This is a genomic window from Psychromonas hadalis ATCC BAA-638, assembly GCF_000420245.1.
Taxonomy (GTDB): domain Bacteria; phylum Pseudomonadota; class Gammaproteobacteria; order Enterobacterales; family Psychromonadaceae; genus Psychromonas; species Psychromonas hadalis.
The window spans coordinates 1-22,666 of record NZ_ATUO01000056.1; the positions used below are offsets into that span (position 1 = coordinate 1).

Consider the following 22,666-nt stretch of genomic DNA (forward strand, 5'->3'; position numbering starts at 1 on the left):
CAGAACCGAAACATGTTTCGCAGTCTGAATTAGCAAGCTTCTGATTTGCACGTCCTGATTGCTTAAAACGCACCAGCTCAAACAGCACATCCCTGAAATAGCTGATCGGGGACACCCGTAGATTTCTTATGACGCTAGCGCTTGTTTATATATCACTTAATCTTACATCACTGTGTTTTCGCCGTTGGCGACTTCATTTTCTTTGAACAGCCAAAGAAAACAGAAGCAAAAGAAAGGCTGCCACTGCCATTTTTTTAATCTTGCACGATTTGATTGCTTATAACGCACCAGCTCAGACAGCACGTCCCTGTGCTGACTGAGCTTAGAGCCGACATCCATGTCAGTCTTGCTAAGCAATCAACTCTTAGCAAGAAAAATGGAAGGGGATTGTGTTGCCGCATTGTTACTGTGAGTGCTGCCTGGTCTTTAATCTTTAGGATCAAAACAGTTAGCTATATTTCGCTTCACTATTTTAGCCAACCATTTTTATCCATTTAATACGGTGTTAGCTGTCTAAATGTGACATGGAGTATATTAGAAGTGATTGAAAAATATGAACATGAGTTTTTAGTATTTGCGAAAAAAGAGATGACCAATGATCCCGCTCATGACATTAATCATGTATTGCGCGTTGTAAAAACAGCAAAGGCGTTATGTCAGCATGAAAATGCTAATTTGCACGTTGTTTTGCCTGCAGCCTATCTGCATGACTGCTTCTCCTTTCCTAAAAACCATCCAGAGAGAGCGCAGAGCTCAAAAATATCCGCCGATAAGGCGATTGAATTTTTAACGTTAATTGCTTACCCAACTATATATTTCGATGATATTCATCATGCCATCATTGCGCATAGTTATAGTGCTAATGTTAAACCTCGCACGCTAGAGGCTAAAATAGTTCAAGATGCAGATCGCCTAGATTCTTTAGGCGCAATCGGCATAACACGCTGTTTGCAAGTTAGTGCCTCCCTTGGGACAGCGTTATATAACAATGCGGATCCGTTTTGTAAGCAACGTTTACCCGATGATCGTAACAATACCGTTGATCATTTCTATGTGAAGTTGTTTAATCTTGTAGATACAATGAACACGGAATCAGCAAAAATAGAGGGACAGCAGAGAACTAAATTTATGCATGAGTATCTAGAGCAATTAGAAGCAGAGATATAAATAGCTCTTTTACCCGCTTAATATGGGAGTTCGCTTTCTCCTATTTAAGCCCAATTATTATTTGTACCAAAAAAGGATTTTCGTACATGGCTACATTTCAATTTTATCAAAAAGACAATATTACTGTGCATTTAGATGTAGATAGTCCATCATTTTTACAAGAAAAAGATCAGCTTGTTAAGCAAGGATTTGAACGAATTAGTGACATTATACAAGCAGAAACTAGCCAACTTGCACATGAAAAATTCAAAACTGTTCATTTAGATGAGTTACTAAATTATATGTAATACTTCTGTTTTTTAGTGGTGTTATTGACGCTATGACGTGTAGGGCCTTATAACACTGAGTGCCTAGTCTTTAATCTTTTTTAATAAATATTGTCGTTTTGTATTTATGATCAATGGGCAGTTTTTAAGGTTAAAATATTCTTCTCTTATACCATTTCGCCTAATTAAATGGTCAGAAATTGCGTAGGAAAAATTAATGAGAGCAAGGCGTTTGATTGAGTAGTAGCTAGCTACTGGGATTGAAAACAACGCAGAACTCAGTGATTTTAACCAGCAAGACTGATCAGGTAGTTAAGCGGATTGGTATTAATAGTCATATTGAGCAAATAGCTGGAATTACAGAGAATGTTATTGACCGATCGGCATCATGTTAATACGCACGAATAAAGAAGACGGGTGCAAAGGGGGCTTTTGGGAAGGTAGGTTTAAGTATCAAGCGTTGTTGGATGAAAAAGCGCTGTTAATTTGCATGGCCTACGTTGATTTGAATCTGATTCGAGCCAAAATGTCTGCAAGTGTTGAAGAGTCAGAATATACCTCCGTGTTTGAGCGCATTCACAATAAAACTCACTATGATGAGAATCAAGACAAACCATACAACAAACCACTGGTAACGTTTATTGGCGCTGAACATCAATGCCAGCCACAGGGTATAAACTTCTCTCTAATTGATTATCTTGAACTTGTTGATTGGACTGGGCGTATTATTCGAGAAGGCAAACGTGGAGCTATTTCTACTCAAGTACCTGCATTGTTGAATACACTTGGATTAGATCATGTTACATGGCTTAGTTTAGCCTGTGACTTCGGTAAAGAGTATCACTGCGCCGTTGGATCATTAGAGGAATTGGCATTGTTTGCAGAGCATACCGGTAAACAGTGGATTTCTGGTCAAAATAAACTGCGACGAATATACCACTAAATACGATTCCCCCTCTGCATATTACTGCATTAGCTTCTTCGCTAAGATTTGTTGTGTTTGTAAATCAATAAATTCTCTCAAATACTATTGTACTTTCATATTTAGGTAAATCCTTCATGCTCTTAGTGACAAAATGAAATTTTTGATGCTATCTCATGTTGATGAAGGAGTTAATGGCGCAATGCATTCAAGAATAAGTTTGGATGTCCTGTTTTATGTTTTATGTTTTATGTTTTGCTGTTTTATGGTGTTGGTATTCTGGTTCGCAACTCATCAGGAGCATGGAATTTAGTCCATAGCTCGAATATATGTCAGAACGGTTTACTTCAGTAAACCAATGAGTCAAGTAATCGCAAACAAGTTAGTACGGGGATTTTAGAGTTAATATCATTACGAATATAAGATTATTTTTATGTTCTAGATTTGTTCGTCTTGACAACGAGGTAGCGTCCATATATGTCCTGTTTTATTTGTTATTTGTTATTTGCAAAGAAAAAACAGTTTAACCTTGATTTACAAGGAGTGACCATATATGTCCCAGATTAACTCTTATAAAAATATAACAGAGGGCTGTGATGCATCACAACCCACGTATTGCGACGAGATTCTCGCCCGTTTTAATAGCCACACGCAACAATACGATCATCTGCTATTTTGAAAGTCATATGTGTTACGTAATTGTTCGAATATCCTACTCCTATATTAAAATAACTCGTCTTTCCGGTGCCGTAGTTATGCTCTAGTGCGATACTACCGATTAAGCCATCCCATGCGTTCATCATCAACCTTATTCTTGTAGAGGGCGCTGTACCGTAACGTTGTATCGCTACGCGCCATATTTGATCTACCCATCCACCTTGATTATAATTTCCTTGCGAATGAGACCCGCCGGTGATCATGTACTCGAAGTTGTCCGTCAGGTTCCGCCATGGTGCGAAATATGAGTTATATGTGGACGTTAATACACACGTTTGCATCGACTGCAATAACGCTGGGGTATTGATAGCCACATAGACATATTTATGCATCGTGATGTTAGCAATGAAAAACTGTTGGATCTGCTCTACTCGATTTACAGCCTCTCCTGGGGTGGTTGTAAATGTTAATGCTGGTATGGGCTCAGGGGCTGTTTCATGAAATGGCTCCAAAATTGCTACTCGCAATACTAGGCCACTCACTATTCCCTCTAATTCTGCTATTTTAGTATGGTGAGCTGCGACATCCGCCTTGACAACAGTATACAAGGCTTGGGATTGGATATAACTGGCATTTAATGTGGTCAATTGATTAGATAGCGTACTTATTTGCCCTAGCAACACCGGAATGGACTCGGATGCACCACCGACAAGTGCCGCAAAATCTCCCATGAGGGTTGTTAAATTTCCTGCTACGACTCCGTTATCCTGTGCCATCTGGGTGAGAGTATTATTGACAATAATCAGAGCTGACTTATTTGCACCAGCAATACTTTTTGCTTCAGTAATTTTAAGCTCAAGTTCGCTTTTTAACGCCTGAATATCTGCGGCGGTTTGATTTTCGAAATTGCTAATCAATAGTTCAACGCTTGTAATATCAAGGCCTAGCTGCATAATATCATCAGCATTATCTGAGACGGTACCTTCCAATGTTGTAAAATCATTTTCTAATGTTAATACTCTGGTCACTAAACCACTAACATCGTCATCTAGAGCTGAGAGAGCGTCATTCAGGTTAAGGATAGCAGTTGAATTTTCATCAATACCGGCTTCATTTGCTTCAATCAGTGCGCTTAGCTGCTGAAATGGTTTGCCATTAGGCAGGTTATTGCCGGCGACAAGGGCTACTGGTGTAAGAAAGGCCACAAATATTGAAGCTGAATACGAAATATATTTATTATTCATTTTATTATACTCCTGCATAAGACTCGTAGTTTTTGAGGTAGATCTGTTATTGTAAATTTCTTTTTCGGTAAGGTTTATGTATCTTTTAAACTAATTCAATATATTTACTCAACATAACCTCAGCTAAGCTTAACCATCGTTATTTACCTATAAAGCGAAGTTTATTTGTGTTGTGTTGATAAACTATAGATACATATAAAAAACTTAAAATCCCCCAAATAGGTGAAATTCCATTTTCTTTTATCACCCATATGGGTGAGGCAGGTTATTTTTCTGAAGACCAGAGATAGCTAGTTGTGATCAATTTAACCAGTTCAACTTGGCTAGAAACATTCATTTTTTGGAAAATATGTTTAAGGTGAGTGCGCGCAGTATTGGCGCTGATGTTTAACTCATTTTGGGTTGTTTTAAGGTTACAATGTTTGGTCAGTGCAGAGGCTAGCTTTGCTTCACAAGTCGTTAGCCCAAAGATGTTTTGCAACAGTGTGGTGGTAATATTGAACTCTTTATCAGGATCAAGTATAAAAATATGCACCATATTGGTTGCATTATCCTCAGCCTGAAAAGGTGTGTGTCGTACTTGAAAGGGTTTAACCATCAATTGATAGGGGTGGCTTGAGTCTTTTCGCTTTATGCTTATCATATTTTCAGGGTCAGCATCTAGCGTAAGGTTAATTTTTGTTGATAGCAGGCATGATGCTTTTAGCGTGCCGTGGTAGATATAATTATTAAGTAAAAGCAACCCATCTTTTTTTTCAAGAATTGACTTTGCATAATCATTGCAATGAAAAACTTTATTATTAGCGTTCGCAATAATAGAGCCAACAGGTTGCATTTTTAAGCTGTTAAGGCCAGCACGAATATAAGTATCATTATTAGCATGTTTTTTCTGAATTTTAATGGCACGTTTTATATCTGTTGATAGCTTTTCTAACTTTCTTTTATCACTGAGAGTGAATGCCTCTTTATCTGCTTTTTTGGTTAATAGGATAAAAATGTCCTCATTTTCATCAATATTGATAGCGAGTACCAAATGATGTTCAATATCGTTGTGACGGAGAATGTCCTGATAAATAAGAGAGGATGAAAATAGGTTGTTAGGGTTATTGTACAGCGCGCTACTCGGGTCAAAAATATGTGCTTTGTTTTTCTGCTCTCTGGCAATGTTAATACGTGGATCATTATTAGGTAAAAAAATAGCGAGTTGTGTGAGTGTTGTTGGAGAGATACCGTAGGAGGCTGAATATTTTGATTGGTTAAAGGGTTGATTAATAGATATAATTATTGCTGAATTTGCATCAAAGAGTTGACTTAATTTTTCACAAAACATCCCCCAATTACGTGTGTTGGCGATACCTGAATAAAGTACTTCTAATAAGTCTTCCATTAGGCAATAGTGGGTTTATTACGTTTTTTTATTATCCCCATATTACCCCCCCTTAAAATGTTTGTATTAATAATAGTCATGAATGGCTGTTTTATCTTCTCTTGTTGAGTATTACTTAATAATAGTAGCAAGGGGGCATAAAGTTGAAGCGTTACAATACCAGCACTAAATCTTTCTGAACTGTCACCTGTTGGATTAAGAAAAAAGTGATTCTGCGATCTTTTTTATTTTCCATTGAGGTAGAAAAGGCCTTCGAGTAATATGTTAAACTGATAAATAATGCTTATTTTTAAGGTTTATATATGAACTACAGTAAATATTACCCCATTGATATCTTAAATGGGGAGGGTACGCGTTGCACCCTATTTGTTTCTGGCTGTATCCATAACTGCCGAGGTTGCTATAACCAATCTACTTGGTCGCCTGATGCGGGTGAGCTATTCACTGATCAACTCGCTGATCAAATCATTAAAGATCTCAACGATACACGTATCAAAAAACAGGGCTTGAGCCTGTCGGGGGGCGATCCTTTGCATCCTGCTAATACAGATGCAATATTAAACCTGATCAAACGGGTAAAAACGGAGTGTGTTGGCAAAGATATCTGGTTGTGGAGCGGTTACTTGTTAGCTGAGCTTAATGCGCAACAACAAGCGATTATTGATCTTGTTAATGTATTTATTGATGGGAAGTTTGAACAAGATTTAACAGAGCCTAATTTAAGATGGCGAGGCAGTAGTAATCAAGTAGTACATCGGTTTTAACTGAAAATATATTCTACTTTAATGGTTATGCTTGTTAGTTGCTTGCCAAGGTGGTGTTATCTATCCCTTGGTAGGATTCTGCAATAAGCTGGTTATTTTTGATATGTAGTGTTGTTGCTCCATATTGCTGTGTTGTTCTGAATACATCATCTGCAATTGAAACTGAAACTTTGCTATGAATTGTTTTTAATGCTGTTACTTGGGTATTATTTAGGTATTGTTGGATCTCTAATCGAAGCAAATTAAGATTGTCATTATGCCTTTCTATTTGATTTTTGGCATCTTTAATCGTTAAAGTTAAGCGTTTACTTAATGATTTTTCATGTATATTACTGTCAGTCTCATTCACTTTTCTCTGTGCGTTAATGGTGTTATTAATTTTTTCTTTTAAATCGGAAATAGAGTCTAACGTCTGTTTTTTCTTATCTAATAGTTGATGGTAGGGTCCAATTAAATCAATGGTTGTTTGAATGCCTACCGTTGCACCTAATGTCACCGTATTTATGCCTTTTTGAGAGCATAAAAAACCACCAAATATGACCCCTTTTTCACCCGTTTTATCTTTTACATTAATAAAACCCTGACATAAAACTGAACTGTGTATTAATTGGAAGTTAATGTTTAAATCAGACTTTGCGGATACCTTTGAAAATTGAATAAAGTTAGTATAAATAGCACCATCACACTCTATATGTGATGTGTATTGTGGAGAAAACTCATCAATTTTATCGCCAATTATACCTTTATAAACATATAAATTACCGCCACATTTAACTGTTGAAGATTCAATAAAGCCGATAACGGTGATATCACCGCTGGCATTAATACAGCTTCCAGGAGCAACGTCCCCTTTAATTATCAAACAACCATGGTGATTAATGGGCGCTGAAGAGGAGTCTACATTTTGTACAATCAAAACGGGCTCAATCATTATACTTTTATCTACTGTGACGGGTGTTCCATAAGCTGTTGCAATCAGTAAATTTTCATCATCGCAACAGATCGCAGTATTATTATTAATACAAAATGGAATATTAATGCCTTCCACAAATGTTAGGTATTCACCGGTTACTGTTTTCCCTTGATGGCCTTTTTTAAATAAGATCTTCCGGACCAATTTATCTCCTGGTTTTACGGCTAATAATTTTTCAATCTCTTGGAAATTGACACTGCCGTACTGCTCTTGCATTACATCTGCCAGTTTTTTCTTTGGAGCCTCAATTAAAGAATGGAAAGTGGTATCAGTGCCATTTTGTGCGTTAACACCTTTTGCTATTGTGATTTGAAAGGAGACCCCAGGCGTTGTTTGTCGTGCTTTTTTTATTAATAACATAATTGCAGGTTTGATGATGCCAAATTTTATATTATATTTTTTAAGCTCATTAATAAATCGATTTGAATCAATATCTTTACCTGCATATGCGGTAATAATTTGTGCTTTTGCAATTAGTTTATCGTCTGAAACATCGATAATTAACTGTGCATCTACTCGCATTGCGATAACAATGTTTGTATGAATATCGATTAACTGATTCTGTTTTAATGGCTGATGAAGGTACTTAATCGCTTCTTTTAAAGCATTCATCTCTATTTTGAAAGTTGCATATTGTGATTGTTTAATTAATTCAATTAGTTGCTGTAGTTCTGTCTCTTTATGTAAGCTGGCAATTGACAATAGAAGTTGTTGTTTGTCATTCGAAAGGCTAAACAGCTCTAGATTGTGATTGTTCATATAGCCCTTTTACACAAAGTGGTTAAGTATAAATATGATAGACATAAAACAACCACAATGAAATAGTGGCATTAAGTTGTAGGCGTTATTTTCTTTTAGTTGTGATTATAATCTATAAAAAGTGTCTGATTTTAAAAAATATAGCATGCGCTTATACACAAGTATCGAATAATTTAAATTTCATTATATGTCTAGATGTTATGTTATTGGTCCCTGAATTTTGACAATAAACATAACATGTTTGATGATTTATTTTGCGTAACACAACAAAAGATAACCGCTATAATCATGTCACATTTATATCCTAATATGCATTGTCAGGTGTGAGCTTAGACCACAAAGTAAGGCGCACATGAGTTGAACATATAGCGGTGGGTTTACTTTTCGACTTTTGCAATGTGATGCTAAACGCTAAGATCGAGCTCCGTACCAGAATAAAGGGGTTCTAAGTGTGCTTCTATTTAAAAAACAGTAGATTTGTTGAGTTACTTTATACCTCGCATATCTCTTCTGGAAAATATTGGCTCTAATATGTAGTTATACCAATTACAGTAAATAGCGGATCAATCTTACGGGTTAAAATAAACCCCTTCTGCTTTTATTTTTGTTATAAGGAACAACCAGTGACCACAACTTTTGCCTTAAATTGGTTCATTTCTCCTGTGTGATATTTGCTCACATAATTCATATAGTCGGTATTATAAATGGCTGTATTATTTTCTACTGTCTATTATTATTTGAAATAATAATAGTTGGTAAAGTATGATTTTTTCAAAGAAGCAATTAAAGGTCGTTAAACAAGTAAAAACAGAACTTTATGAATCGGTAAAGTGGTGCATTGCTCTGAGTCTGATGGTAATTCACTTGATTTTATGGATTTATTGGGCATATTTGTACAGAGTAGTTGCCATAGTTCATTGTGGTGCGTGTGTAGTGAAAATGTTCGCAGGGAAAGTTATTTATGCAGATACAAACAGATCAAATCCTCCTCTGTAATGCTATGCCTGTGGCTAAACAGCTCATTATTAAATTATTACTGTTCACCTTAATTCGCATTTATTAAGAGTCGAACTAATATTTAATAAGAGTAAATACTAGGAGGTGTTTTAATGTGGTTTTCTGCAAATAAAAAACAAAAAGAGTTACAACTTGATGCTTGTATTAAATAGTTAGAGCAAGACATTGAAAGTTTAACCTCAGAAAATAATTAATTGTTACAACAATCAGCCAAAATAAAGAAGCCTGAAAAATGCCAAGTTGAATCATCACGTAACAACCCCAAAGTATCTTTATGTATGAAGGTTACTGATTCAATAGATGGTATTGGTGATATATCCGTTGTCCATTCTCAGGAATTATTTGATAAAAAACAAAGCTTTTGAAACCTCTAAGCTTTTTTCACAAAGCACTATTCCTTTAGAGAAAATAAGGTAAAAATAGATATTTTATCGAGCTGATAAAGAGGGAGCATATATTTTATAAACTGAAAAATATAAAGTGATTTTTTATCACATGTTCATTGCCATTTGGGAAAGTGGTATTTTGAGAGCAAGGCGTAAAGTTTTTGTCTGGATAGATAAACTTTATTACGCTTGATGAACCGTATAAACAGGATCATGAAAATGGCGTACTGGCACTATAAATAACCCAGAGTTTAAAGGGAAAGTGTATAGCAAGCCTTGCTAGAATGGGAAAAACAAGTGAGGTGATGGTGAGTTTCCTTGATACTATTGAGCATGAGTCTGGTGTGAAATTAAATGAAGCAGCAACAGGTTATAATAGCAATCCGCGTAATTAAATGATCAGAAATTGTGTAGGGAAAATCAATGATAGCAAAGTGTTTGATTGACTAATAGCTGGCTATTGCAATTGAAAACAACGCAGATTCTATTGATTTTAATCAGTAAGAATGATCAGAACGTTGGCCGGATTGGTATAATGGTGACGTTGGGATTTTTAAAAACATAAAGTGAGAATATAGATGGCAAACCTTCTTGATACTGTTGATCAACGCACCAACTTAGTTGGGCAAAATAGATTAGAGCTTTTATTGTTTCACTTACAAGGACGGCAGCTGTTTGCAATTAATGTCTTTAAGGTGAAAGAGGTAGTAAAGTTACCTCCTTTAAACAAACTCCCTAACTCTCATCCTAAAATTTCGGGTGTTGCCGCTATTCGCGGACAGTCGATTCCCGTTATTAACTTGCGAGAGGCTATTGGGTTTAGAGCCATGGAGGTCGATGATGAGTGTAATTTAATTATTACCGAATATAATCGCACTGTGCAAGGTTTCTTAGTGGGGAAAGTTGAGCATATTGTTAATATGACTTGGAGTGAAATCATGCACCCGCCGAGTACGGTTGGGCGTAATCACTACTTAACTGCGTTAACTAAGCTACAACAAGGCGATAAAGAAGAGTTAGTTGAAATAATTGATGTTGAAAAAGTGTTAGCTGAAATTATTGAATATGATGTTTCTATCTCAGAAGGTGTGCTTGATAAAGATCTTGTTGATGATCTTATCGGGGTTAAAATATTGCATGTAGATGATTCATCAACGGCGCGAAATCAGGTGAAAGCAACCCTCTCTCAACTTGGTATTGAGATTATTGCAGTTGCAGACGGTCAACAAGCACTGGATCTTTTAAAGAGCTGGATAGCGCAAGGTAAACGTGTTGAAGATGAAATTTTAATGCTAATTACCGATGCAGAGATGCCTGTGATGGATGGTTATAAATTAACCTCTGAGATACGTAATAATCCAGATATGTCAGATTTGCACATTGTTTTAAATACCTCTTTAAGTGGCAGTTTTAATCAAGCAATGGTTGAAAAGGTAGGCTGTAATGCACTACTTTCAAAATTTCAGCCTGATGGACTAGTTGAAATGGTACAGAAAAAATTAAAAGAAAAGTTAAACAAGTAAAGCATTAGACCATTTCACTTATTTAATGGTCTATACCTCAAGGTGCTTTGTCAGTCACAAGTTCGGTGATCAGAGCAAGGCGCAACATGAGCGAATGGTTATTTTCTTTGTGATTGTGCCACCATGGTTTATAAGCAAGCTTACGCCCGAAGGGCAAAGTAACTCGATTGTTATAAATCTCGATTTAAAACAACCAGTAAAGACTTTAATTCTTTACTGGTTGTTTCCTTTGCGAAACTTGCAACGATGAAATGATTTATTTTAACCAGTAAGATTGATCCGCTATTTAAATTAATGTGATTCATCAATAAATCGTTGTAACGTGCCATTTTCATTAAGTTTGGAGAGGCCTAAATTGAATTTTTTTAGTAAAGATTTATTATTTGGATTTTCTTTTGAAAATAACAGATAGTAGCCCATTTTTCTAATTGGTTTCGGGTGTGAGGTAAAAAGAGCTACTGTTTCTGGTGAGTAGAGCGCTTTTAATATTGTATTGCCGATAGCAATATCAAGGAAGAAAATGTCGATTCTTCCTTGTAATAATTTTTTGAAATTTTGTGCATCACTGGGTACAAATTGTACGTCGATTTCTTTAATAAGCCGTTCAAACTCTTCACCGTAGTTATAACCAAGCGTTGCTCCCACCCGATATTTTTTTAAATCGGCGCTCGTTTCCCAATTAATGGTCTTTTTCTTAAGGTGAAAGATAACGGTTTTACCTGTTAATACACGGTCACTATAATAAAAAAACTTCTCTCGTTGCGTACTTTTATTCCAGAGTAAAGTACCATTGAGAAGGCCCATTTGTGCTTCTCGATACCCCCTTTTCCAAGGATAAAATTTGTAATTCACTTTAATGTTTTCAAGTGAAAACGCTTGTGTAACAATACGCGAAGCCAAACCATAATACGGTAAGTTCTCTGAGAGCCAAGGTGGCCACTCACCATTAGCAAGTGTGATCTCTTGTTGTGCGGATAATGCTGGCATAAAAATTAGTATTAATAATAGGGGGAAAGTGTGAATTGTTTTTACAATGATCATCGCTCCTATGGGTTTGAGGGTGCAGCTTAATAATATTTATTTGTATAATTAAGTAAGCTTAAACCATTGCCAGTAAAGCGTTATCATTTTAATTAAAGTTATAACGTTTTATTATTTTATTGTATTCTGGTTGCTTCTTTAGTTTATCTAAAACATCTTGCCAACGTTTAACCTGCTCTTTAGGAATGTTTTTGAAAGAGCAATATAAAGGCTTGTACCAAATAGTTTAATACCTGTTCGTTTTATCTCACTTGGTGAGAAACCTGCTTGTTTCACCATCTCTCCAATAACGGTTGTACCTGTGGCAATAAGATCAACACGCCCGTTGAGTTATAGTTTAATACTACTATTAGGATTATGTGTTAATACTAAATTATAAAATGCTATCTCTTCTAAAAAAATTGCTCTGGGAATCTTTGGCCAACAGCAATACACTTTGTTTAAGCGTGTATAAAAAATAGGATTATTGGCACGCTGAAAAAGGTAGATGTCATCGGAAAGGAGAGGGCCGATCCATTGATATTTATCTTATCTTTCTGCTGTTCTGAGCATCGGAAAAAGCACATGATTAGGATGTGTTTCAATATTTCTAATCGCTCACGCCCAGGGTAATACTCCAATATTATCGGGGTGTTAAATCTCATTGAGTAATAAACGGGTAATTTCAACAGCAACCCCTGTTAACTGATAAAAGTCAAAAGGGTTAAACTCTTCTGTCATTATTTTATAAATAGGGTTCGCTACTAATACATAAAAAGAAAAACACAGGACGATCAACATATTTTTAATAAAATAGAGCTGTTTCATCAGATAATCGTCCAAATAAAAATTGCACAATAGAAAGTCTAGTTTAAGGCTATTTTTTAGGCAAAAAATAGCGCGGAATATAAGCAAATTTATTGAAACATCACAGCTTCACCGTTTTATTGTTACTACTGTTTGCACATTGCTTTATTAATCTTTAATCTGTTTGTTCAAGAAAATTTTCCATAACTTTAATAAATAAGACTAGACTGAAAGATGAGTGATAAAACCCCCCCACAAACAGAGAATGAGTCGACAACGATTGAACGGGTAGAAACCGTATTAGTACCTCCATCCATGTATAACGTGTTATTACATAATGATGATTACACTCCAATGGATTTTGTTACTGATATATTGCAACGTTTTTTCCGTTTGGACAGTGAAAAAGCAACAGAAGTGATGCTTAATGTACATTATAAAGAGGTTGGAATATGTGGCACGTTTAGTGCTGAAATTGCAGAAACTAAAGTGATGCAAGTGATGAATTATGCGAAACAAAATGAGCATCCACTACGTTGCTCAATGGAAAAAGAGTCGTAAATATTCCAACTTGATAATCAACCCATTAAGGGGTCTCTATGTTAGATAAAGCCTTAGAAAATAGTTTAGATTTAGCCTTCCGTTTTGCGTTTGAAAAATCGCACGAATTTATGACTGTTGAGCACCTGTTGCTTGCATTACTTGAAAATAAAGAGATAAAAACGCTGTTAACCGCGTGCTCTGTTGATATTGTTTCACTGCATATTGAAATATTAACTTATTTAGAAAATACCCCCGCAGTGCCAGAAGTGCATAGCCAAGAGATAGAAATTCAGCCTACTATTGCTTTTGAGCGTGTATTACAACGTGCTATTTTTCATGTGCAATCATCGGGTAGCACAGAGGTTTCAGCGGGTAGTGTGTTGGTGGCCATATTTAGTGAGCAAGAATCCCAAGCGGTTTATCTGCTTAAAAAAGCGCATCTCTCCCGTTTAGATGTGGTTAATTATCTCTCCCATGGTATTAGTAAGTCGATTGATTCCGCACCTGCTATTTATCACGAACAACAAGAAACTGAGCAACCAGTTGAAAATAAAGAGGAGATGAAATTTACCATTAATCTTAATGAACGTGTTGAAGCAGGCGAGATCGACCCTTTAATTGGTCGTGATAAAGAGGTTGAACGTTGTGTGCAAATATTATGTCGTCGGCGCAAGAATAACCCGTTATTAGTAGGTGAAGCGGGCGTCGGTAAAACGGCCATTGCTGAAGGGCTTGCTTATCGAATCGTGAATGGTGAAGTGCCTGATGTCATTAATGACAACATTATTTACTCATTAGATATGGGCGCATTACTTGCGGGAACAAAATACCGTGGTGAGTTTGAACAACGCTTTAAAACGGTATTAACCACACTTGAAGAACAAGACAATGCCATTCTATTTATCGATGAAATTCATACGATTATAGGTGCAGGGGCTGCCTCTGGTGGACAGTTAGATGCTGCAAACCTACTCAAACCGCTACTTAGTGGCGGGAAATTGCGTTGCATGGGATCGACAACCTATAAAGAGTTCGGACAGATTTTTGAAAAAGAGCATGCACTGGCGCGTCGCTTCCAAAAAATAGATGTACTTGAGCCATCCGTTAAAGAGACGGGTCAAATACTGCTCGGATTACGCTCTCGTTATGAAGCGCATCATAATATTCGTTATACCAATAAAGCGTTGATGGCTGCCGCTGAATTAAGTGCTAAATATATTAATGACAGGCACTTGCCTGATAAAGCGATTGATGTAATTGATGAAGCGGGATCGCTGATGCGTTTATTACCTGCGAATAAGCGTAAAAAAACCATTGGTGTCTTAGAGATTGAAAATGTGATTGCTAAGATTGCTCGTGTTCCTAAAAATTCAGTGAGTAGCAGTGATAAAGAGCAGCTCGCTAAACTTCCTGAACGCTTAAAAATGACCGTGTTTGGTCAGAATAATGCCATTGATATTTTAACTGATGCCATTCACCTTAATCGTTCTGGATTATCAGATGAGTCAAAGCCGATTGGTTCATTTTTGTTTGCGGGCCCTACAGGTGTTGGAAAAACAGAGGTAACACAACAACTCGCTAAAGCGATGGGGGTTGAGCTATTACGTTTTGATATGTCTGAATATATGGAAAAACATACTGTTTCTCGGCTGTTAGGTGCGCCTCCTGGTTATGTAGGCCATGAGCAAGCGGGGCTATTAACCGATGCGGTGGTAAAAAATCCTTATGCCGTGTTGTTATTAGATGAGATAGAAAAAGCGCACAGTGATATTTATAATATTCTTTTGCAGGTAATGGATCACGGTACATTAACCGATAATAACGGCCGTAAAGCTGATTTTAGAAATATTATTTTAGTGATGACGACTAATGCAGGGGTGCGTGAGACGACGCGAAATAGTATCGGTTTTAAAGATCAAAAAGACTCACACAAAGTGATGGATGAGATCAATAAGTTATTTTCACCTGAATTTAGAAATCGACTTGATAATGTTATCTGGTTTGACCATCTTAGCCTTGAGGTTATCTACCAAGTGGTTGATAAGTTTATTGTGCAGTTACAAGTGCAACTGGATAAAAAGCAGATCTCGCTTGAAGTGAGTGAGAAATCACGTAGATGGCTTGCCGAACATGGTTATGACAAAGCGATGGGCGCACGACCTATGGCACGTTTGATCCAAGAAAAACTGAAAAAACCGTTGGCGAGTGAGATCCTCTTTGGTGAATTACAAAATGGTGGGAGTGTGACCGTAGAGTTGGATAAAGACGGAGAAGGAATTATCTTTAGTTATGTGAAAACACTTGTGATGAGCGAGTAGAAAATCGACACAGGGGCAGGTTTTGTCCCTGTGTTAACACTTTCTAGCTTTCTAGCTTTTCATAAGCAATAGGATCGGTCAGTCCATTCTTCTCGAACGCTTCCAGACGCTCTACACAACTACCACATAAACCACAAGCTTTTTCGCGACCGTTATAACAGGTCCATGTTTTACTGTAATCGAGGCCCATGCGCAGACCATCTTTTAAAATACCTATTTTATTGCTGTTTAAGTAGGGAGAATAAATTTCAGTCTGCTCATAGTTAGCAACCGCTGCCACATCATTCATCTTTTCAACAAAGATAGGACGACAGTCAGGATAAATTTCATGATCGCCAGAATGCGCGCCATAATAGACTTGTTCCGCACCGATAGAAACAGCATAACCTATTGCTAAAGAGAGTAAAATCATATTACGATTGGGTACAACGGTACTTTTCATATTCTCATTTTGATAGTGACCTTGCGCCACATCAATGGAGTTATCGGTCAATGATGAACCACCAATTAACTGATTAATTGCAGAGATATCAATCACTTTGTGGTTAATACCCAACTCAGAACAGACCGAACGTGCCACATCAATCTCTTTGATATGACGCTGTCCATAATCAAATGTTAAAGCAAAAGGGGTTAATCCTTCTTCCACTGCTTTGTGTAAAACCGTGTAAGAATCCATTCCACCCGAGTAGATAACAACGACTTTTTTTTGCATTTTGGTTCAATTTCCTTTATAAATCAGGTCAGTCATTTTGTGACCCATATCAACCATTGAGTATAACCGCTAATGCATAAAAACTACAAAGTAAATGAACTGTTTCAAACCATTCAGGGTGAAGGATTTTATACCGGTGTGCCCGCTATTTTCCTTCGTTTACAAGGCTGTGATGTCGGCTGTGCATGGTGTGATACCAAGCATACGTGGGAGATTGATCCAGACAAGCAGAGTGTGCTTAATCTATTAACCGATCGTAGTAATGAGTCTGATCGCTGGTCTGATGTCAGCGCACAGCAAATTATAGATGAGATAAAACGTTTAGGTTATACCGCTAATTTAGTGGTGATAACAGGCGGAGAACCTTGCATGTACGATTTGCGTGAATTGACACATCTACTGCATGAGTTTGGTTTCCACACACAAATTGAAACAAGTGGTACTTACCCTGTTTTAGTAGACAGTTATAGCTGGGTAACGGTGTCACCTAAAATTAATATGCGCGCTAAAAAAGAGGTGTTGGTATCTGCTCTTGAGCGTGCCAATGAGATAAAACATCCTGTTGGTACTGAGAAAGATATTGAACAGTTAGATGCACTTTTGCATGGATTAAAATCGTTAAAAGATAAAACTATCTGTTTACAGCCCATTTCCCAAAAAGCCAAGGCAACCGCATTGTGCATGCAAATCTGTATTGAGCGTAATTGGCGTTTATCGGTGCAAGTGCATAAGTATTTGGATATTGATTAAAGTATTTGGCGGTTAGGTAAATCAGGAGAACTGAAGCCTCATTTTTCATGAGGCTTCAGTTTTGCACGGGCTTTTATTTTTCAGGGATAATTTGAAAAACACGATTAACCTGTTTTATGCCTGAAATTTTACGCACAATATTTGTTGCTGCATCTGCGGTTTTTTTATCAACACGACCAATTAAAAATAGTTCTGCATCTTCTGTTACTACCTTTATCTGAAATGAGTTCACATCTGCATTAGTGGTTAATTGGCTTTTTGCTTTCATGGTTATCCAGCTATCTTGACTCTGTTGCGTAAAACCGATAGGCCGATTGATACGCAGTTGGTTATAAACTTCTTTGAGCCCGCTTAAGGTGTTTAACGTTGCTTCAATCTGGTTTTTTTCTGCTTCGCTACTCACTTGACCAATAATAAGTAAGTAACCATTATTAGTGATAAAATTAATGCGTATATTATGATTGTTGAGGGCTAACTCATTAATTTTATCAAGCGCTGCTAATGCTAAGTTATCATCGTCTATCTGTGTTGAGAGTGATCGTTCGTCACTGGTTACGGCAACGGCAGTGCCCGCAATGACAATTAAACCACCTGCACAGCCTTGTAATAAAATCAGACTTAACAAAAGAATGAGCTTTTTTTTCATATTAAATAGGCTTAATGTTGAGGGAACAGTTGTTGGTCAATCAAGTCACTTAGGCAGTTGATCACCAAAAGATGTATCTCTTCGATACGTGAGCCTTTGTCACTGGGTGCGCGGATTTCAATATCATCAGAGCCTAATAACCCTGCTAATTCACCGCCATCAACACCATTAAGCGCAATAATTTGAATCGATTTACTCAGCGCTGTTTCCACCGCTTTTATCATATTGCGGCTATTTCCGCCGTGACTTATCACCAGTAAAATGTCACCACTTTGCGCAAGTGCAGAGATCTGTTTTGCATAAATTTCATCAAAGTGACTGTCTGTTGCAATCGCAGAAACCAGAGCAGAGTCTGCGGTAATTGCGATGGCTGGTAGTGATGGGCGATCGGTTTCATATTTATTGAGTAGATGAGATGAAAATATTTGTGCAAGTGCAGCCGCCCCTCCATTGCCACAGACAAGAATTTTATTGCCTCGAATAAGTGAGCTAGCTAAGGCGAGAGCTGCTTTTTCAATCGACTCAGGTAAGGCTTCTGCTGCCACTATTTTGGTTTGGATGCTCTCTGCGAAATGAGCTTGTATTTTTTCTTTTATCATGAGTTCTCTTATCTATATGCCTTTTAAATTTAGGCTTGAAAAGCATCTTTTACCCAGAGGGGCTCTGCATTACTCTCATCGAGTGCGATAGCATCAAAACGGCAATAGGGCTCAGCGGTTAACTGTGCTAAATAATGCATTGCTGTTTTGATTATTTTGCGTTGTTTAGTTTGATTAATGGAGGCTAATGCCCCACCAAAGTGTCCATTTTTTCGATAGCGTACTTCAATAAAGACTAAGCTATCTTGATCAGACATAATTAAGTCTATTTCACCAAAACGACAATAATAGTTCTGGTGAAGCAGGATTAATCCGCGATCTTGTAGGTAACTCAATGCCTTTTTTTCTGCCCTGACTCCTGTGGAGTTACTTGGTTGTAGCAGGCGAGGCAACTTCAAAAAGCACTCCATTTTGATATTTTGCCCAACTTAATTTTGCTTGGATGCTGTTATCTTCATCTAAGCGTAACTCACCAATCAACCCTTTATATAAAGCATCATTGCTGTTTTGTAGATAGATTAATTGCTCAATCAGTTGGTAGCTATCAAATCCTAGTGCAAATAGGCGTAAAGTGCTAAAAGATTGCTTTTTCCACGCCTGTTTAACTTCAATACTTAATGCACTGTCTTGGTTTAATAAGAAAGGATGATCAGAGAAAACTAAGCGTGATAGTTCTTTATTTTGCATGTTATTACGATCAAAGCTGTGACTGCGTGAACTTGCATAAAGTGGAATTTTTTTAGCAAATGGGCTAACAGCAACGTCGATAAAAGGTTTTAATAAAATAAGCTCATCACGTTTACTCACAATATAAATTGCATCGACATCACGACGACTACGTACTTCTGTTTTAAGTGATATTTTTGTAATTGCTTGCATCTGATTGATACGGCGTTTACTTTTACCTGTTTGTAATACGTCATCAATAAAGTTGGCAAATTTTGCTTTTGATTGAAAATAGTACACTTCAATTTGCACATCACTTGTCGGTGTTAGCGCTGCCCATTGTTCTCTAAATGCTTGAGCGACACGTTTGCCATAATTTGATTTTGGTACAATAATGAGTGGGTTTTTATGTTGATCGACGTTGATCATTGTTGCTGCTTGTTTTGCTTCGTTTTCAGGAGAGAGTGGAAATGCATAGTGCCATGCAACCGTATTATTTTCTGTTGCTTCTAACGCCACTGTTTCAGTATCGGCTTGAGAGACTGTTTTTAGTGTTTCTACTTTTTTTGCAAAACTGTTCAATGCAAGTACAGGTATATTTTCAATCAGTGGCAATAATTGCTCAATCTCTTTCTTCATTAGAGGGCCAATAACGAAGTCGATATTCTTCTCTTTAAGTTGTACTGCGAGTGCTTCAGATGTTGTCGTCTGTGTATCAAAAAAGTGTAGTCTGGGAGTGTTTATCTTGTCAGCACTTTTTTGCTGATGATAATAAGCATTGAGTAACCCCAGTTGAATCGCTTTTCCAGGTTTTGAAAATCGCCCTGAAAGTGGTAGTAATACCGCAATATTATCAGGCTGATAGGGAGTAAATTTAGCAATATCTGTTAATACCAATGGCATAAACAGTAATGTGGCGTGGTCTGAGTAAGTCACTGTCCATCGTTCTAATGCACGTGTTAGGCGGTTAGGGCGTAATTTGTTGTTTTGGTAAAGTGCTGCCAGTGCATACCAACCCGCTTTAAAAGTAGGATCGACTGTGAGCGATGCTTTCACTGCTACGATAACATCTGTTTGCTCGCTAATCTCTTCAGCGTTGATAACTGTCTCAACTGTTTTTTCGATGTCAGAATTAGAGCTTATTAAATCTGTTTCCACTGTTTGGTATTGCGTTAATGTTTCCATCGGCAACAGTGCTAACTGTGCTAATAATAGATCGTTATAAGCTTGTTTTTCTATATCAATGGTTAGGCGAGGTGCGAGTAATAACAAACTTTCAGAGGCTTCAAGAGGTAACTCATGACGAATGTGCAAAGTAGCTTGTAGCTTTAAGTAGTGGATAAGATCCGTTGGGTTAAGCATTTGATTATTTATACGAGTTAATGCAATTTGTGTTTCAGGTAACTTGTTTTGTGCATAAAACTTATCAGCAACTAATAATCCTAACGTGGCAGATTGCTCTGCTGTTAATACGTTAGTTTGCAATGATTCGATCACAGCATCAGCCATCACAAATTTCTTTTCTTTGATTAATGCTTGTATCGCGAGAAATTGCCATTCTAAATTTTCATCACTGCCCAACTGCTCATCTTTGTTAAGATAAAAATCAGAGCTTGCATCTAGCTCACTAAAAAGTGCAGGCGGCACATCTTCAAGTGGAATGGTAGTGGTGCAAGCTGTCATGAACGTAATTGTTGTGAGCACTATTAAATAGCGAGTGATGCGTTTTTTAAGTAAAACGTTCAAAGTAGTGTCCTTTATCATATCTGTATAGGTATCAATAGTTATAGTGTAATATTGTGGCTTGCGTTAAACAATCTTATTCACTCTTTAATAGGCTAATAATATGTCTCAGTACAGCGAATCGCCATCAAACTTTCCAGCCAAACTGTATATCGTTGCCACGCCTATTGGTAATATTAGCGATATTAGTTACCGTGCGATTGAAACACTGCAACAAGTTGATTTGATCGCTGCAGAAGATACCCGCCACAGTGGTAAATTATTAAGTCACTATCAAATTAAAAAGCCGATGTTTGCACTGCATGATCACAATGAACGTGAGCGCGGTAAAGTATTAATAGAAAAAATCAAAGCGGGTCAATCGGTTGCCCTTATTTCCGATGCGGGCACCCCTTTAATTAGTGATCCCGGTTATCACCTTGTGAATGAATGCCGAGCACAAGGGGTTGATATTGTGCCCATTCCTGGTGCTTGCGCAACTATTGCTGCCTTAAGTGCTGCTGGGCTACCTACTGATCGATTCTCATTTGAAGGTTTTTTACCCGCCAAAGAGAAAGGCAAGCAGGATAAACTCAATGCCTTAATTGAAGAGACACGCACGATGGTGTTTTATGAATCCCCACGTCGCATCATCGATACTGTACAACAAATTATCAATATTTTTGGCGCTGATAGAAAACTGGTGATTGCGCGCGAACTGACTAAGACCTTTGAATCTTTTTACGCAAAATCTGCAAGTGAGATGTTAACTTGGCTCAATGAAGATACTAATCATTGTCGTGGAGAGTTTGTGCTAATGGTTGCTGGGGCCGTTATTGATAGTGATGCAATCCCGCAAGTTGCATTAAATACCTTAAAATTACTAAAAGAGCAGTTACCACTCAAAAAAGCAGCTGCATTGACTGCACAAATCCACTCACAAAAGAAAAATACCCTCTATAAATGGGGATTAGAAAACTTATAACTTTATTACTTAAAACGACTGCTATATAATCCGCCTCGTAGTCGGCTAAATCGTCGCCGCCATATTGCTATCGATAATTGCTATTTATAGTTAATAGGGGGAGGAAAGTCCGGGCTTCATAGGGTAGGGTGCCAGGTAACGCCTGGGTAGCGCGAGCTAACGACAAGTGCAGCAGAGAGGAGACCGCCTTCTAATAACTTGTTATTAGTCGGTAAGGGTGAAAGGGTGCGGTAAGAGCGCACCGGCTAATGGGTAATCATTAGTGCAAGGTAAACTCCACCCGAAGCAAGACCAAATAGGCTTCCTGAGGTATGACCCATACTGGAAGCGGGTAGGTTGCTTGAGTCTGTGAGTGATTGCAGACCTAGACGAATGACGATTCACGACAGAACCCGGCTTATCGGCCGACTACAACCATTTTAAGCCCAGTTTACGCAAGTAAACTGGGCTTTTTTGTATCTATAGTTTAAGAGAGTGCTAAGAAAAAGATCTGGACACCCAAAGCTTTAATTCTTTAACTTGTTGATTTTATTTGTATCAAGATATGGATGCCCCCGATTTACAATGCAACCAGACACGACAAAGCTGATGTTTCATTCAGATCAAGGTGTGCAATATAGTGCCTATCTGTTCAAAGAGTGCTTATCATTACATGATATTACTCAGAGTATGAGCAGGCGAGGTAATTGCTGGGATAACGCGGTACAAGAGCGTTTTTTTAGAAGCTTGAAAAGTGAATATTTGAATGGATTAATTTTCATTAATCATAGGTCGGTGATTGATGCAGTGACATTTTATATTCGTTATTATAATAATAAACGACTGAATTC

At 37.4% G+C, this 22,666-nt stretch carries 19 protein-coding genes, 1 other RNA gene and 1 pseudogene; 11 read left to right on the top strand and 10 right to left on the bottom strand.

Features of this window, described 5'->3' with window-relative positions:
* Positions 1-540 precede the first annotated feature (540 nt).
* The 3 genes from G322_RS0108650 to G322_RS20280 all read left to right on the top strand — a co-directional run bounded on the left by G322_RS0108650 (position 541) and on the right by G322_RS20280 (position 2,376).
* Positions 541-1,167, top strand: coding sequence for an HD domain-containing protein (locus tag G322_RS0108650; RefSeq protein WP_022941402.1), 627 nt, complete (start codon positions 541-543; stop codon positions 1,165-1,167).
* A gap of 86 nt (positions 1,168-1,253) precedes the next feature.
* Positions 1,254-1,454, top strand: coding sequence for a hypothetical protein (locus G322_RS20275; RefSeq protein WP_022941403.1), 201 nt, complete (start codon positions 1,254-1,256; stop codon positions 1,452-1,454).
* Between the two features lie 505 nt (positions 1,455-1,959).
* Positions 1,960-2,376, top strand: a complete 417-nt coding sequence (locus G322_RS20280) for a hypothetical protein (RefSeq protein ID WP_156873939.1) — start codon at positions 1,960-1,962, stop codon at positions 2,374-2,376.
* A gap of 617 nt (positions 2,377-2,993) precedes the next feature.
* Here the strand turns inward: G322_RS20280 and G322_RS0108665 are convergent.
* Together G322_RS0108665 and G322_RS0108670 are read right to left on the bottom strand one after the other, a co-directional pair.
* On the bottom strand, positions 2,994-4,256 hold the full coding sequence (locus G322_RS0108665; RefSeq protein ID WP_022941405.1) for a hypothetical protein: 1,263 nt from the start codon (positions 4,254-4,256) through the stop codon (positions 2,994-2,996).
* Between the two features lie 265 nt (positions 4,257-4,521).
* Positions 4,522-5,643, bottom strand: a complete 1,122-nt coding sequence (locus G322_RS0108670) for a helix-turn-helix transcriptional regulator (RefSeq protein ID WP_022941406.1) — start codon at positions 5,641-5,643, stop codon at positions 4,522-4,524.
* Positions 5,644-5,945: 302 nt separating this feature from the next.
* On the opposite strand from G322_RS0108670, the gene nrdG reads away from it, so the two are divergent.
* Positions 5,946-6,407, top strand: coding sequence for an anaerobic ribonucleoside-triphosphate reductase-activating protein (gene nrdG / locus G322_RS0108675; protein WP_022941407.1), 462 nt, complete (start codon positions 5,946-5,948; stop codon positions 6,405-6,407).
* A gap of 34 nt (positions 6,408-6,441) precedes the next feature.
* Here the strand turns inward: nrdG and G322_RS0108680 are convergent, their stop codons facing one another.
* Positions 6,442-8,139, bottom strand: a complete 1,698-nt coding sequence (locus tag G322_RS0108680; protein ID WP_022941408.1) for a flagellar assembly protein A — start codon at positions 8,137-8,139, stop codon at positions 6,442-6,444.
* 1,981 nt (positions 8,140-10,120) lie between these two features.
* Here G322_RS0108680 and G322_RS0108695 point away from each other — a divergent pair.
* Complete coding sequence (locus tag G322_RS0108695; protein WP_022941411.1) at positions 10,121-11,065, top strand: chemotaxis protein CheV; 945 nt, start codon at positions 10,121-10,123, stop codon at positions 11,063-11,065.
* Positions 11,066-11,356: 291 nt separating this feature from the next.
* On the opposite strand, the gene G322_RS0108705 is transcribed toward G322_RS0108695, so the two are convergent.
* Positions 11,357-12,106 carry a substrate-binding periplasmic protein gene (locus tag G322_RS0108705; protein ID WP_022941413.1) on the bottom strand — a complete coding sequence of 250 codons (750 nt, stop codon included), beginning with the start codon at positions 12,104-12,106 and terminating at the stop codon, positions 11,357-11,359.
* Between the two features lie 633 nt (positions 12,107-12,739).
* Positions 12,740-12,913, bottom strand: coding sequence for a hypothetical protein (locus tag G322_RS23320; protein WP_022941414.1), 174 nt, complete (start codon positions 12,911-12,913; stop codon positions 12,740-12,742).
* Between the two features lie 213 nt (positions 12,914-13,126).
* Here G322_RS23320 and clpS point away from each other — a divergent pair, with 213 nt between their 5' ends.
* Together clpS and clpA are read left to right on the top strand one after the other, a co-directional pair.
* Positions 13,127-13,453 carry an ATP-dependent Clp protease adapter ClpS gene (gene clpS, locus G322_RS0108715; protein ID WP_022941415.1) on the top strand — a complete coding sequence of 109 codons (327 nt, stop codon included), beginning with the start codon at positions 13,127-13,129 and terminating at the stop codon, positions 13,451-13,453.
* A gap of 38 nt (positions 13,454-13,491) precedes the next feature.
* The gene (clpA, locus tag G322_RS0108720) at positions 13,492-15,753 is read left to right on the top strand and encodes an ATP-dependent Clp protease ATP-binding subunit ClpA (RefSeq protein WP_022941416.1); all 2,262 of its coding nucleotides are present in this window, start codon (positions 13,492-13,494) and stop codon (positions 15,751-15,753) included.
* Positions 15,754-15,796: 43 nt separating this feature from the next.
* On the opposite strand, the gene queC is transcribed toward clpA, so the two are convergent.
* Positions 15,797-16,468: a 7-cyano-7-deazaguanine synthase QueC gene (gene queC, locus G322_RS0108725; RefSeq protein ID WP_022941417.1), complete on the bottom strand. Its 672-nt coding sequence runs from the start codon at positions 16,466-16,468 to the stop codon at positions 15,797-15,799.
* 72 nt (positions 16,469-16,540) lie between these two features.
* Here queC and queE point away from each other — a divergent pair, with 72 nt between their 5' ends.
* Positions 16,541-17,218, top strand: a complete 678-nt coding sequence (gene queE / locus G322_RS0108730; protein WP_022941418.1) for a 7-carboxy-7-deazaguanine synthase QueE — start codon at positions 16,541-16,543, stop codon at positions 17,216-17,218.
* A 73-nt stretch (positions 17,219-17,291) separates the two neighbouring features.
* Here the strand turns inward: queE and G322_RS0108735 are convergent, their stop codons facing one another.
* Genes G322_RS0108735 through G322_RS0108750 form a run of 4 tightly spaced genes read right to left on the bottom strand, consistent with a single transcriptional unit; the run spans position 17,292 to position 20,875 of the window.
* Positions 17,292-17,864 (bottom strand): BON domain-containing protein, encoded by a 573-nt coding sequence (locus tag G322_RS0108735; protein ID WP_022941419.1) that lies wholly within the window; start codon positions 17,862-17,864, stop codon positions 17,292-17,294.
* Positions 17,865-17,875: 11 nt separating this feature from the next.
* Positions 17,876-18,463 carry a D-sedoheptulose-7-phosphate isomerase gene (locus G322_RS0108740; RefSeq protein WP_022941420.1) on the bottom strand — a complete coding sequence of 196 codons (588 nt, stop codon included), beginning with the start codon at positions 18,461-18,463 and terminating at the stop codon, positions 17,876-17,878.
* 29 nt (positions 18,464-18,492) lie between these two features.
* Positions 18,493-18,861 (bottom strand): YraN family protein, encoded by a 369-nt coding sequence (locus G322_RS0108745; protein WP_022941421.1) that lies wholly within the window; start codon positions 18,859-18,861, stop codon positions 18,493-18,495.
* Positions 18,830-20,875, bottom strand: a complete 2,046-nt coding sequence (locus tag G322_RS0108750; RefSeq protein ID WP_022941422.1) for a penicillin-binding protein activator — start codon at positions 20,873-20,875, stop codon at positions 18,830-18,832. Before G322_RS0108750 ends, G322_RS0108745 begins: the two co-directional genes overlap by 32 nt.
* 100 nt (positions 20,876-20,975) lie before the next feature.
* Here G322_RS0108750 and rsmI point away from each other — a divergent pair, with 100 nt between their 5' ends.
* The 3 genes and pseudogenes from rsmI to G322_RS22670 form a co-directional block, all read left to right on the top strand.
* A complete protein-coding gene (rsmI, locus tag G322_RS0108755) occupies positions 20,976-21,836 on the top strand; it encodes a 16S rRNA (cytidine(1402)-2'-O)-methyltransferase (protein WP_022941423.1) in 861 nt (286 codons plus the stop codon).
* Positions 21,837-21,873: 37 nt separating this feature from the next.
* Positions 21,874-22,252, top strand: an RNA gene (rnpB, locus tag G322_RS22220) — RNase P RNA component class A.
* 157 nt (positions 22,253-22,409) lie between these two features.
* A pseudogene (locus G322_RS22670) lies at positions 22,410-22,666 on the top strand (integrase core domain-containing protein); the annotation flags it as partial.

Bases quoted from the DNA above. Each gene is read 5' to 3' on its own strand.
- clpA (WP_022941416.1), top strand. From the start codon at position 13,492: ATGTTAGATAAAGCCTTAGAAAATAGTTTAGATTTAGCCTTCCGTTTT.
- rsmI (WP_022941423.1), top strand. From the start codon at position 20,976: ATGTCTCAGTACAGCGAATCGCCATCAAACTTTCCAGCCAAACTGTAT.
- G322_RS20275 (WP_022941403.1), top strand. From the start codon at position 1,254: ATGGCTACATTTCAATTTTATCAAAAAGACAATATTACTGTGCATTTA.
- G322_RS0108735 (WP_022941419.1), bottom strand. From the start codon at position 17,864: ATGAAAAAAAAGCTCATTCTTTTGTTAAGTCTGATTTTATTACAAGGC.
- G322_RS0108740 (WP_022941420.1), bottom strand. From the start codon at position 18,463: ATGATAAAAGAAAAAATACAAGCTCATTTCGCAGAGAGCATCCAAACC.
- G322_RS0108665 (WP_022941405.1), bottom strand. From the start codon at position 4,256: ATGAATAATAAATATATTTCGTATTCAGCTTCAATATTTGTGGCCTTT.
- queE (WP_022941418.1), top strand. From the start codon at position 16,541: ATGCATAAAAACTACAAAGTAAATGAACTGTTTCAAACCATTCAGGGT.
- G322_RS20280 (WP_156873939.1), top strand. From the start codon at position 1,960: ATGTCTGCAAGTGTTGAAGAGTCAGAATATACCTCCGTGTTTGAGCGC.
- queC (WP_022941417.1), bottom strand. From the start codon at position 16,468: ATGCAAAAAAAAGTCGTTGTTATCTACTCGGGTGGAATGGATTCTTAC.
- G322_RS0108670 (WP_022941406.1), bottom strand. From the start codon at position 5,643: ATGGAAGACTTATTAGAAGTACTTTATTCAGGTATCGCCAACACACGT.
- nrdG (WP_022941407.1), top strand. From the start codon at position 5,946: ATGAACTACAGTAAATATTACCCCATTGATATCTTAAATGGGGAGGGT.
- clpS (WP_022941415.1), top strand. From the start codon at position 13,127: ATGAGTGATAAAACCCCCCCACAAACAGAGAATGAGTCGACAACGATT.
- G322_RS23320 (WP_022941414.1), bottom strand. From the start codon at position 12,913: ATGAAACAGCTCTATTTTATTAAAAATATGTTGATCGTCCTGTGTTTT.
- G322_RS0108705 (WP_022941413.1), bottom strand. From the start codon at position 12,106: ATGATCATTGTAAAAACAATTCACACTTTCCCCCTATTATTAATACTA.
- G322_RS0108695 (WP_022941411.1), top strand. From the start codon at position 10,121: ATGGCAAACCTTCTTGATACTGTTGATCAACGCACCAACTTAGTTGGG.
- G322_RS0108680 (WP_022941408.1), bottom strand. From the start codon at position 8,139: ATGAACAATCACAATCTAGAGCTGTTTAGCCTTTCGAATGACAAACAA.